The organism is Lacrimispora sphenoides, from assembly GCF_900105215.1.
Lineage (GTDB): Bacteria > Bacillota > Clostridia > Lachnospirales > Lachnospiraceae > Lacrimispora > Lacrimispora sphenoides_A.
Genome location: NZ_FOIP01000002.1, coordinates 232,175 through 244,758, shown reverse-complemented (window position 1 = coordinate 244,758; position 12,584 = coordinate 232,175). Strand labels below are relative to the sequence as shown.

Annotated in this window: 12 protein-coding genes; 1 reads left to right on the top strand and 11 read right to left on the bottom strand. The window is 43.5% G+C overall.

Features of this window, described 5'->3' with window-relative positions; all coding sequences use genetic code 11:
• Positions 1–91: 91 nt before the first annotated feature.
• Positions 92–235 (bottom strand): hypothetical protein, encoded by a 144-nt coding sequence (locus BMW45_RS27955; protein ID WP_166433415.1) that lies wholly within the window; start codon positions 233–235, stop codon positions 92–94.
• Positions 236–693: 458 nt separating this feature from the next.
• Between BMW45_RS27955 and BMW45_RS17810 the strand changes: the two genes are divergently transcribed.
• On the top strand, positions 694–2,070 hold the full coding sequence (locus BMW45_RS17810) for a collagen-like domain-containing protein (protein ID WP_092247116.1): 1,377 nt from the start codon (positions 694–696) through the stop codon (positions 2,068–2,070).
• A 347-nt stretch (positions 2,071–2,417) separates the two neighbouring features.
• Here the strand turns inward: BMW45_RS17810 and BMW45_RS17805 are convergent, their stop codons facing one another.
• From BMW45_RS17805 to BMW45_RS17760, 10 genes are all read right to left on the bottom strand, one after another.
• Complete coding sequence (locus BMW45_RS17805) at positions 2,418–3,098, bottom strand: fructose-6-phosphate aldolase (protein ID WP_092247113.1); 681 nt, start codon at positions 3,096–3,098, stop codon at positions 2,418–2,420.
• A 19-nt stretch (positions 3,099–3,117) separates the two neighbouring features.
• The gene (locus BMW45_RS17800; RefSeq protein ID WP_092251113.1) at positions 3,118–4,044 is read right to left on the bottom strand and encodes a glycyl-radical enzyme activating protein; all 927 of its coding nucleotides are present in this window, start codon (positions 4,042–4,044) and stop codon (positions 3,118–3,120) included.
• Positions 4,045–4,076: 32 nt separating this feature from the next.
• Entirely contained in the window at positions 4,077–6,431 is a 2,355-nt protein-coding gene (locus BMW45_RS17795) for a glycyl radical protein (protein WP_092247110.1), read from the bottom strand.
• 23 nt (positions 6,432–6,454) lie between these two features.
• Positions 6,455–7,153 carry a histidine phosphatase family protein gene (locus BMW45_RS17790; protein WP_092251112.1) on the bottom strand — a complete coding sequence of 233 codons (699 nt, stop codon included), beginning with the start codon at positions 7,151–7,153 and terminating at the stop codon, positions 6,455–6,457.
• A 356-nt stretch (positions 7,154–7,509) separates the two neighbouring features.
• The gene (locus BMW45_RS17785; RefSeq protein WP_092247107.1) at positions 7,510–8,130 is read right to left on the bottom strand and encodes a hypothetical protein; all 621 of its coding nucleotides are present in this window, start codon (positions 8,128–8,130) and stop codon (positions 7,510–7,512) included.
• Positions 8,120–8,623, bottom strand: coding sequence for an RNA polymerase sigma factor (locus tag BMW45_RS17780; RefSeq protein ID WP_242883155.1), 504 nt, complete (start codon positions 8,621–8,623; stop codon positions 8,120–8,122). The genes BMW45_RS17785 and BMW45_RS17780 overlap by 11 nt, the downstream gene beginning before the upstream one ends.
• A gap of 220 nt (positions 8,624–8,843) precedes the next feature.
• A complete protein-coding gene (locus BMW45_RS17775) occupies positions 8,844–9,371 on the bottom strand; it encodes a hypothetical protein (RefSeq protein WP_092247104.1) in 528 nt (175 codons plus the stop codon).
• 111 nt (positions 9,372–9,482) lie between these two features.
• On the bottom strand, positions 9,483–10,424 hold the full coding sequence (locus tag BMW45_RS17770; RefSeq protein ID WP_092251110.1) for a Gfo/Idh/MocA family protein: 942 nt from the start codon (positions 10,422–10,424) through the stop codon (positions 9,483–9,485).
• 128 nt (positions 10,425–10,552) lie between these two features.
• Positions 10,553–11,176 (bottom strand): HD domain-containing protein, encoded by a 624-nt coding sequence (locus tag BMW45_RS17765; RefSeq protein ID WP_092247101.1) that lies wholly within the window; start codon positions 11,174–11,176, stop codon positions 10,553–10,555.
• Between the two features lie 217 nt (positions 11,177–11,393).
• A complete protein-coding gene (locus BMW45_RS17760) occupies positions 11,394–11,990 on the bottom strand; it encodes a GNAT family N-acetyltransferase (protein WP_092247099.1) in 597 nt (198 codons plus the stop codon).
• Positions 11,991–12,584: the final 594 nt, after the last annotated feature.

Below are 12,584 nucleotides of genomic sequence, written 5' to 3'. Positions count from 1 at the left end.
TTAAAATTCAAGTGATTTTGTCAGCTTTGTGTTTTTGATGGTCTTGACTTAATTTTCTTAATTATTCAGCCTGTTTCTGTAAACTCACGCCCTACTCCTGATATCTCTCAATAGCTGCTTTCAGCATATCTTCTTCAGATAAATTACTGACGATAAACTGATCTGATAACTGCTTTGTAAATCTTGTTGGCTCATGTGCATTTAAAGTAGATAAAGATAAAGCGTTATCTATCATTTTTTCACGCTCTTCTCTGGTCGTTTTCTGAGTCAATCCTTTTTTATCTAATAAGCTTTTTAATTTAAAACGATTAATATAAACTCCTCCTTCCCTCTATTATATAGACTACGTTTGGAGTTAATTATCTACAATTATTTACGTTAGGAGTAAATTATTTCCTAATATAACTGATTAAATTACTAACTTTTTTTAAAAACATTAATACTCCTGCTTTTGCCTTTTATGATGTAATACAATGTCTCAAAGTTAACAAACCTTAATACGAAACTAATCAGCCATTATACGAAGCAAAAACACGGAATTCTTCTAGGTTTTATTAGCAAGTTCCATATAACGTACTGTATGACCTGAAATTAACATGTTTGTACAAGAAGACATATTTTATAAATATAAAGAATGAAACTTCTTTATGATGTTTTAATTGATAAGTAAATAATTATAGAGGGTGAATTTATATGAATGATAATCAATGCTGTAAATGTCGTTGTTCTTGTGGGCATACCGGACCTAGATGTTGTCCAGGACCGACAGGACCTACTGGACCGACAGGACCTACTGGGCCTACTGGGCCTAGGGGCTTACAAGGACCTACTGGACCCACTGGACCTACTGGACCTACTGGACCTAGAGGCTTACAAGGACCACAAGGACCTACTGGACCCACTGGACCTACAGGACCTACTGGACCTAGAGGCTTACAAGGACCACAAGGACCCACTGGACCTACTGGGCCTACTGGGCCTACTGGACCTACTGGACCTAGAGGCTTACAGGGACCACAAGGACCTACTGGACCTACCGGACTTACCGGTGCGACCGGGCCTACTGGACCTACTGGACTTACCGGCGCGACCGGACCTACCGGACCTACCGGTGCGACTGGACCTACCGGACCTATCGGTGCGACCGGGCCTACCGGACTTACTGGTGCGACCGGGCCTACCGGACCTACTGGACCTACTGGGCCTACCGGGCCTACCGGACCTACCGGACTCACCGGTGCGACCGGGCCGACTGGACCTATCGGTGCGACCGGGCCTACCGGACTTACTGGTGCGACCGGACCTACTGGGCCTACTGGGCCTACCGGACCTACCGGTGCGACCGGGCCGACTGGACTTACCGGACCTACCGGACTTACCGGTGCGACCGGACCGACTGGACCTACTGGACTTACTGGTGCGACCGGACCGACTGGACCTACTGGACTTACTGGTCCGACCGGGCCTACCGGACCTACTGGACTTACTGGTGCAACCGGGCCTACTGGACCGACCGGACTTACCGGTGCGACCGGACCGACTGGACCTACTGGACTTACTGGTCCGACCGGGCCTACCGGACCTACTGGACTTACTGGTGCGACCGGGCCTACTGGGCCTACTGGGCCTACCGGACCCACCGGACCCATTTTACAGCCATTTGTAAATGCGAATATAATCCAGCAAACAGTACCTGGTATGCGGGGAATTGTTACATTTGGAGCCACTACAGCAGTGGGAATTGATTTTATTAATAGCAATACGTTTGTCATTACAAGAGCTGGCCTTTATGCATTGGTGTGCTCGTTGAATTTTGCAGTAGGAACGCCGGCAAATACCTATTTTTGGGTATTACTAAATAATAACCCGACGGAGGGTGTTGCACCGGTTTCAAACGCGGGCACCGTAGGGGAGATAACGATTTCAAGAGTCAACTTCTATAATGTTGGCGATATCGTCCAGATAGCATCTGGCAACATCGGAACGAGCACGACCCTGGAAGAATCACCTGGAGTTACAGGCAGCGCCGGCCACTTAATTTTCTATCGGTTTGCGGATGGAGCACAGTAAAAATTAAATAAAGAATATTCCACAGTTGGTGTTGAGAGTAAATCGGATATGATGCAACGAATCGAGTAGGAGACTAGCCATTAATTGAATAGCCGCCCCCTCACACCACCGTGCGTGCCGTTCGGTAGACCCTGGAGTTTTCGTAGAATTTCAGATAATAGTCAGTCATGTGCATAAAGCCTTGGGTGACTATTATTTTATTCGTAAGCAGGCAGACTGTTCAGCATTATAGATTCTCTCCATATGCCTATCCTGCAATTCGCAAGCTCGTGTACCTTCCATTCGGATAAATTAGGCTTTCTTAATTGTATCTCGTTTTGATTTTCTTCCACTGCTCAGGCAAATGATTACATGCAGTCCATCATGGTCCTGCCTGCACCGCACAGTCCTTCAAAATCCTTGGTAAAGGCGCTTACCGCCACCGTTACAGAATCATTTTTAATCAGCCCCTCTATGACATCCGGAGAAATCGTAGACGCGCCGACCCCATACTGGCAAAGCTCCAGGACCTGCTGGGAATTCTTGAAGCTGGCTGCCAGTACTTCTGTCTTTAACCCATTTTTCTTGAAAATGTCGTGGATGTCTTTGGCCGTCCTCACGCCATTTGCTCCAAGATTATCGATCCGGTTTACATACGGTGCAGCATAGTCTGCCCCGGTTTTTCCTGCTAAAAATGCCTGCATCTGGGTGTAGATGGCCGTGGCTGTCACATTGGCCCCTTCTTTTTTCAGAGCTTTCATGGCTTTCAGGCCTTCTTTTGTGGTAGGGATCTTCACATAGGTATTCCTTCCGAGCTCCTTTTGGATCCTGTGAGCCTCCTCAACCATTTCCCCTGCATCTGCTGCAACCACCTGTACATGCAGCTCCGCTTCCGGCCCAATAAATTCACGTATTTCCCTCAGGGTCTCAAAGGGCTGCTTACCGTTTTTCGCCAGAATGCTGGGATTGGTCGTAACGCCATCTACTGCAAATGTGTCGTATACCTCTTTAATCTTCTCAATGTTTGCATCATCAATAATAAATTTCATGCCTGTGCTCCTTTCCTTCTCATGATTCTAAGATGATATGTTTTACCCCGTTAGATCTGGCGATTTCAGCAAACCGCTCCATGTCCTGACGGGAGTAGGGTACTGGGTTATCTAAAAAACAATAGGTTTTGTCTACCAAATGGTACTTAGCTTCCCCCAGGGGGTTGTAATTCAGTATTTCATATGACACTTCATTGTAAACCTCTGAAATAAACTGGCTGATTCCTGCAATGTTATCTTCCTCAGTGGTAAGCCCCGGAATCATTGGGGTACGAATGGTAACATGGTCTCTATTCTCAGATTCCAGCAAAAGACGTATGTGTTTTTTGATCCGCTCATTGGTCACACCGATATTTTTTTTATGGGCTTCCGGTTCAAAAATCTTAAAATCCGCATAAATCAGATCCAGCCATGGAAGTACAGCCTCCAGTGTTTCTGTTGGCACATGGAGAGCCGTCTCAATCGCCGTATGGATGTTCCTTTTCTTCATCTCCTTTAAAAAGGAAAGGACAAACTCCGGCTGGAGCAGAGGCTCTCCCCCTGAGAGGGTAACACCACCGCCGTATTTATAAAAAGGGGCATCCTTAAGTATCTCTTCCACAACTTCTTCCACGGTCAGCCTGGTGCTGTCCCATAGGATTGCCCCAGAAGGGCATTCCTTTATGATTCGGTCCCAGTCCTCCGTTTTTGTGATATCAAGCCTGATTCCCTTTTCTGTCATGAAAATACCGCCGTTTACAGAAAGACGGCAACAGATCTGGCATCCAATGCATTTGTTCGGGAAGTACAATGGCCTTACAGACCTGCTGATCCCTTCCGGATTATGACACCATACGCAGGATAGGGGACAACCCTTTAAGAATACGGTTGTACGGATTCCCCCGCCGTCATGGGTGGAAAAACGACGGATATCAAAGACAGTTCCTTTTACCGTCCTCTCCTCCATATTGATTCCCTCCATATGTTTTATATTTCCCATCAGATATCCGCATAACTGGTCCTTGCGATGATTTCATTCTGAAGTTCATCGGCAAGCTCCGTAAAATAAGCGGTATACCCGGCAACCCGGATGGTAAGGCTTCGATACTGTTCCGGATTTCTTTTTGCCGCAATCAAATCTTCCTTCCGGACCACATTGAATTGGATATGAGGAATCTCCAGATCCACAAAGGCCCGCAAAAACAGGACAAACTTATTGATTCCCTGCTCTGTCCGGAATAATTCCGGCAAAAACTTCATGTTAAGAAGCCCTCCGTTTGTGGTCAGGTTTTTGTCCAGTTTTGATACGGACTTCAGCACCGCCGTAGGTCCCGTGATATCCCTTCCATATACAGGAGACATTCCGCCATCAGCCAGGGGCTGTCTTGCATGCCTTCCATCCGGGGAAGCCCCTACATTCTCTCCCATGGGAACATGAGCAGAAACCGTATACATGCCGGTATGGTATTTTCCGCCTCTGTAATTGGTATAACGGGACAGGCGATTTTTAAAATATTCCGCCCACTTGACTCCCATCTGGTCCACCCAGTCCACATCATTGCCATATTTGGGTACTTTATTTAAAAGCATGGTGTTAAGCACTTCTTTTCCTTCAAAATCATTTTTAAGCGCTTCCAGCAGCTCTCCGGCATCTACTTTATGTTTATCAAATACAAGAAGCTTTATAGCAGCCAGACTGTCTGCTAAATTGGCTACCTGAATCATCTGGATTCCGGAGAAGTTGTAACGTGCTCCTCCTGCAGTTACATCTATTCCCTTTTTCATGCATTCATCAATGACGGAGGACAGAAATGGGGAAGGCAGCAAGTCTATATGAGCTTTTTCCACCGCTTCACATGCCTCTACCATTAAATCCATGTATTCATCTAAGTATCTCTGAAATACAGCTTCCAGTTCTTCAAAGGTTCCATAGGTGGTTAAGTCCCCATAGTTGGGGGCCAGCTGTTCTCCGGTCAGAAGACATTTCCCTCCCGTTAAAGTCAGTTCCAGAGCCTTGTTTAAGTTAAACATGGCAGCATCGCTCCAGCCCAGATTGTTTCCCTGGGTAGTTAACTCCACACAGCCTACAATGGCATAATCCCTGGCTTCCTTTGTGGCCACCCCCAGTTCTTCCATGGATGGAATTACCGCCTTATCATTGAAAAACTGAGGCATGCCGCTTCCCATTGAAACCACCTTGACCGCCTGTTTTAACAGAGAGTCTCCCGTATGTTCATGGAGCCTTACGGAAAGATTGGGCTGGGGAAGCCCTAAGTGCTCCTGGGCCTTTAGCAAAAGAAACGAGAGATCATTGACGAAATCATTTCCCTCAGCATCCTGCCCGCCTATGGCAATATTAAATCCGATGGGAAAGCCTGCGAAAAACTTGGCGCTGTTAGCATTGCGCATATATACGATCTCATTGAATTTCAGCCAAAGGCACTCGATGATCTCCAATGCTCCCTGTTCACTAAGACGCCCTTCTCTTCTGTCCCGGTCAAAATATTCCCCGAGGTATTCATCCATCCTTCCCGGCGAAAAGGAAGAGGCATTGGATTCCATATGAAGGATCACAAAAAGGAACCATAAGGACTGAACTGCCTCATGGAAGGTTTCCGGCGGCTGTTCGGAAAGCTTTTTGCAGATGCGTGCCACTTCTTCCATGCTGCACCGCCTGTCTGTATCCTCTTCCCCTTGTGCCATGTCCAGCAAAAGCTTTTGATAGCGCTGCATGAAATGAATAGATCCGCTCATTACAATCGACACACTTTCAAAAAATTCTCTCTGCTGCCTTCCAGCGATCCTTAAACGGTCATCCGCATCCTGTTTAATTCCTGCCGGACCTTTATGAAGCCATTCCTTACAGTTTGGGCATATATGGCCCTGGGCATGGTCTTTCTGGTTGATTTTTACCACCTTTGCAATATGATCGATTTCTTTTCCATAACGTTCCCGCAGCACGTCTTCTAAGGACTTCCCCCTCCAGTAAGGCGTGATTTTCTCACGGAAATATGTAATGTCTTCCTGTCTGACTCCAAATCTGTCCTGTGGTCTGGTTGGCAAGGTTTCAAATTCCCGGTCCACCCAGGTACTTCCGCTTTCCGGAAAGACAACCCCATACCGTACCCCGGCCGTCCGGTTACCTACAATCAGTTCTTCCGGCTCAGCATGGATTTCCATCTGCTTTAATGCAGCCGTTAAAGACAATGCCCGCTGGATGATTCTCGGTTTTTCTTCATTTGCCTTGTAGGTATCCGTGATGATCTTTGCCTGCTCAATGGATGCATATCTTGGCTCTGCCAGCATCTTTTTCATCAGGATACTGATACGGTCTGTCATTATCAGATTCTCCATTTACTCTCTCCTTATTTTTATATTTATCTTGGAAAAAAACCGGCGTTTGAAGATGGCTCGTCTTTCACATATAAATGAGCCGTGTCTCCCATTCCCTTACATCGGAAATAAGCCTCCCCCTCTATCCTCTCTTCTGTCTCCAGTGTGGTGACCGATGAAGGTGCCAGAAAAAAACCATGCCATAATAGAGGAGCCGGAATTCCCAGCAAATGGGACAGCATAACGCAGATCACACCAAAATGGCAGAACAGGACGATGGTATCATCACTCCCCGGAATCGCCCGATACATTCCGCCTTCCCTCTGATACCCATGTTTCTTTAATATTTCATCTAGTCCGGCAGCTACTTTTTCATATTCTTCTTTTACAGGCCCTGTTTTCATCCTCTCATTTTCAAACCATAAATCCCTGTCATAAAGCTCCTTCTGGTTTGTCCAGTATCCGGGCATAAAATCCCATGGTATGGTTTTGGTTTCTCCGGCCCCATTATTAACCGGAGCATGGAATTCTCTAAGCCAGGGCAGAATCTCTGCCTCAGTATGGAGTGCCTGCATTGTTGCTTTTGCAGTATCCTTTGCTCTTCCAAGAGGTGAGCAGTAAAAAGCGGAAACAGAAAGTTTGCTGATCCTTTCGGAAAGCAAATCTGCCTCTTTCCAGCCTTTTTCTGTGAGAGAGTCAATGGAATAGTCTGGTTCTCCGTGTCTTATTAGAATTAGCTTCATATTGTCCTCTTTTCTGTGCTGATTATAGTCCTTTTTATCATAGCATTTATTATAATCAAACACAATAAAACACAAACTGAAATGCCGACCGCTTTTCATCTTCCGGTATAATGATATTTTCTGCCTAAATTAGAATCGTTTAATATCACTGTGTTCAACGTAATCCTCTAATAAGGATGTATACGATATCATTGTTGTTTCGCGTACAGCCTTGCCACTGATGGGGAGAACAGCAGCAAAGTAATAAGTAAATAAGGCAGATGCGAATGGCTTTGTAGACCATCGCATCTGCCAGAATAATTACTCCTTTGATTAAGCTAAGTTATAATAAGAAAACAAAAATCTCTTTTTATAACTTATTTTATACTCTGTATTGTATCCAGCATTTCCTGTTGGGAAACTGGTTCAATGAATTGCACAGAGTAAGAATATCCGTTATTTTGCCAAACAGCAAGTAGATACTGTCCATCAATTCCTTTCATCGTAACGTCGTAACCATTTATCTCATGGCTTTCTACACTTGTAAACTCGTTATAGTATCCGCTAACATCCTTATCACCAGAAGCCATTCTAAAAATAGCTGTGTTGTCTGATCCAACGTACTTTATTTCTGCAAGTTCCCCCCAATAAGAAGTGAATTTTACAGACTCAATTTCAAAAGGCAATTCTTGGATCTCCTTTACTGCAAAGCCTATGGCATCAGATAACTCCGCAACAGAATGATACGACACAATATTGGGTGTCATCTGTAACGGAGGCTCACTTGGCATATTAATGGTATTATGAACAATTACAGAACCAACAATCAAAATCGCAAAACAAGCCGCTATGGACAGATATTTTTTGTACTGTGGGAAAGGAAGCGTCTTTTTATAAGTTTTTTCGAGATCAAGTTTACTGATGTTATTTAGAATTCTATCCCGCATTTCATCGGTAACTTCGATGTTTTTCATAACTTCATCATACTTATTCTTCAAGGTCATACACCTCCTTCAGCACATCTTTAAGCTTCATTCTTGCCCTTTTCAGCAAGGAGCGGACAGTTGCGTCATTTTTTGATAACAACGAAGCAATTTGAGCCGTAGAGTATCCCTCATGGTAGTAAAGGTGAACAACCTCACTGTACTTGGCTGGCAGTTGCTTTACAGCATCCCATACAAAAGACAGGTCCTCGGTTTCGGCAATCGCCAACGTTTCGCTTAATTCATCTGTTTTTCGGATTTTGTTATAGGTTATCTTATTTTTGCTGATATTAATTGCAACACGCAAAAACCATGCTTTTTCATGCTCTGTTGTCTCAAACTGGGGCTGAGTTCTAAGGAACTGTATCAAGGTATCCTGCAATACGTCCTCTGCATCGCTCATATTGTGGAGATAAGAGTAAGCAAGGCGCAGAACGCTGTTCCCATAGGATTCCATCAAGCGCCCGGCCTGCTTGTTAATCTGTTCGGATCGCAACGCTTCCTGCATAGGAATCGCCTTTTTATTGCTTTCCATTTTTACCGAAGAAAGCATCAGACAAATTAGTTTGTATACGAACTCTTTAAGAAAGGATAGATATTCTCCGAGTCCGTTTTGTAATATGTACACATGAACCATACTGTCACCTCTCTTGATAACGAAATGGGGATACTGCAATTATACAGTATCCCCATATGCCTATCGTTTACTGTTTTTTAGCAGATACCGTTTAGGCATTATTTGTATCCATACTGCTAATCATATCGTTGATTGCCTGATTATCAAGACCCTTACCACCGGGATTTACCGAAATGGCAAAGGAAAACTCTCCGCTGACCCATGTGGCTAGATTTACCTTTCCGCCATTTCCTTTTACGATAACCGTCAGGTTTCCAACTGTCAAGGTATTGTTTTCCTTGTACTCGTTGTAATCACCGCTGACATCATCATTTCCCTTGGCCTGACGAAACACGATTTTATTCTCATCGTTCTCATAGATGATCTGAACCGTATTATCTTTTACAGCCTCAATAGATTTCTGAGTGTAACCGTCCGGAATGGTATTTGGAAGTGTTGCAGTAAAACCGGCCAGCTTCTCTGCATCAGCAATGTTTTCACAGACCACCCAAGGATTGGGGATTTCCTCATGATTAGTTTGCTTTTGAGGATCAGCCTTTGCTTCGGGTTTATCATTGAAGCAAGCGGTAATGGATAGAGCCATAACGGCACAAAGTGTGATTGTAATAAGTTTTTTCATGGTTTTATTCTCCCTTTCATCATACGGTTAATGTAGTAACCGTTTTTTGTGGTTCTGAACCGTATACAAACGGGAAGAGAGTAATGTTGCAAAAATTTAAAAATAATTTATTTATGAGTTTAACGATTCCACGATCTGATCCACAAGCCCGCAGCAGTGAAGTGTTCTTTCAGCAGTCATAACCGGGCTCTCCGTCAGCCCCTGTCTGATGCATGCTTCCGCATGTACCACCTCATATTTCATTTCAAAATCTACCGTTTTCTCAATCAGCTCAACGCTCTGGCCGGTATGTATTTCGCAGCGGTCCGCCTTCCAGTATTCGTTGGCCTTTATAAATCCCTTTTCAAAATAAAAAACAGCAAAACTTTCTGCCTGTCCCCGCATGGAAATTCTGCTGCTGATGAGAACATCATCCATTTTTATATTAAGGCTGACAGAGTCCTGGACCCCTGTTTTCCCTCTGGTCCCCAGTGCCTGCACGACTACTTCGGCAGGCTCCAGCAGATAATCAAGATATTCAAAGGTATAGGAAGCACTTCCATAAACAACTCCCCCCTGATCCATTTCATGCATCCATGAAGCCTTTGGGCTTTGAAAGGAGGCACTCATATTCACTTGATGGAGTTTTCCTAACATTCCTGAATCAATATATCTTTTAATCAAATCTGTGACAGGAAGAAAAAGGCTCTTCTGCATCTCCATCACAAACAGTCCTTTTTCCTTAGCAAGCTGAAAGATTTCTTTTGCCTGCGTTTTTGACAGCGTAAATGGTTTCTCACATAATACGTGCTTTCCGTAATTCAAAGCTTGCTTCATTTCATGAAAATGCTCTCGGTTTATTGTTGTAATATAAACAGCCGTAATCTCTGGGTCCTGATAAAGTTCTTCATAAGATCCATAAGCCTTTTCGATATTGTTTTCCTGACAGAACGCCCTGGCCCTTTCAAGTGACCTTGAAGCTGCCGCAGTCACCGTTCCTCCATTGGCTCTCACTGCACCGATAAACCGTTTGCCAATTGCAGCCGTTGAAATAATTCCATAATTTATTTTCATAGTAAGCCCCTCTACATTCATTAATTTCTTTAACCTTCCTTTATTATAGTACAATGATGATCATTTTCCTACTGAATGGAATTAATGATTTAATTTATTATGAGAGACTGAAAGAATGGATCAAGATTTCATACTTTCCGCATTTTCTTAAGAAATAACCTGACCGCCTTTGCTTCATCTTCCGGGTCGCTTCCACCCCTTCCGATCCGGTCGCAAAGCCCAAGCAGTGCAACTTCATCGATATCTGTCTCCCGCTTCATGCCTTCGATATCGCCGAAAGGAAGACTTTCTGTCACATACAAAATGTGCATATGATACCGAACCAGTTTTGCGACTGCCCCGATCCACATGGCATCGTCGGAAAAACAAGACAAGAAATCCTCCGTGAGATGTTCCCCCTCAGAATCATGATTATATGCGGTAATTTTATCTTTTCGGATTTTCGTCACCACCGGTTTGCCGATATCATGAAGTAGTGCCGCCCACATCAAGATTCGGGCATCTTTACTCTTATTCTTCTGTTCCGCCGACTGATCCACTACCATCATCGTATGATTCCATACGCTTCCTTCCGGATGATATCGTTTTGACTGCGGAGTTTCCTTCATCTTGCCAAGCATGGAAAATGGGTAATCCATAAACCACGGTTCCTTGCTGATTTGTTCCAGATATTCCGATGGACGTTCATCATGAAGTAAATGATAATCTATCTGTTGGAACAGTTCTTCCATATTATTTTTTTCCTCTGCCATAACATCTGCCTTTCTGTTTATAGGATACTACTATACTATCCAATTTAAGATAGTATCTATTATTTCAATTATTTACTGAAATAAACAAAATTCTTACTTTCGTCAGTTGCAGATGATATCCTTCCACATGCAGGCTGTAAAACAGACTGCTGACAACAAACGGCGATCAGCTCCCAAAAATGGTAGCTGATCGCCGTTTTGCCGCTGGTTCTGATTATTATATTTTTTGTTCCACAAAATGATCCATATACTTATCCCAATACTCCATATACGTTCTATCATCATTTCCATCAAAATTAAGCTGATACATTCGAAATGTTACAGGAATATCTTTTGGCTGCCACTGTTCCACGTATGAGTATTTGTAGACCATGCCAAGCTTTTTCATTACTTCGCCGCTTCGAGAATTATTCACATCATGTGTGGCTGTAATATAAGGATATCCTGCATCTTTGATTTTTTCCATAACCGCTTTTGCTGCTTCTGTGACGATTCCTCTATGCCAGAATTCCTTTTTTAACCCGTAACCAAAATCGTGGTTTTCGCTTTCACTCAAACAAACGTATCCAATCGGTTTGTTATCTTCTTTCAGGCAGATCGCGTACCGATAAGCGCTAGGCTTGCTATCATATGCGAAGTATCTATCTGTTAAGAATGTCATTGCCTCCTCAGCAGTCTTTAGCGGAAACCAAGGAAGAAAAACATTCACTTCCTTATCACTCATAATTTCAAAAAAATCATTTACATCTTCTGGTGTAAATTTTCGTAAAATTAACCTTTGTGTTTCTATAACCGGTGTGTTTTCATTAACCATCTGATTCCTCCACTCAAATATCTCTTTTTCCGCATTCAAAGTATCATAGCCCTAAAAAGCATCTCTCTTTACTCATTTTGCTATATTTGCACAAACATTACAATTCTAATTATCCCATATTGGAAGCATCGAGGCCGGAAGGATATAGAGGATTCCCTTTCCATGGATTAGATTGAAGACAGCAGAATCATGATCAGTCATTTAAGAAAAGTAATTGCACACTGAAATGGGATATGTTACCATAGTGACATGGGACAATCGTGTCACTGCAAGGGCGTTGGCCTTCCATTCATAAAGATGGAGGGTTAGCCTTCCATCGTACATAGATGGGAGGTGAAGCATGATGAATTTTGACTTTAAAGACCTTATGACTTTTGGTATGTTCATTATTGCATTACTAACCTTTTAATTGTAAGTAGCGTTTTTCTATAAAGTCCCAGTAATGGGCAATAGAAAATCCCCCTTGTATACTTGGTCGGTACGGGGGATTTCTATCATCTTATTGGCCACCCCCTTGTATTGGGGCGGTTGTTCTTTTTGTAATTCTAATATAGCATATCTGGCAACTGAATTCAAGAAAGATTTACTCAAGGA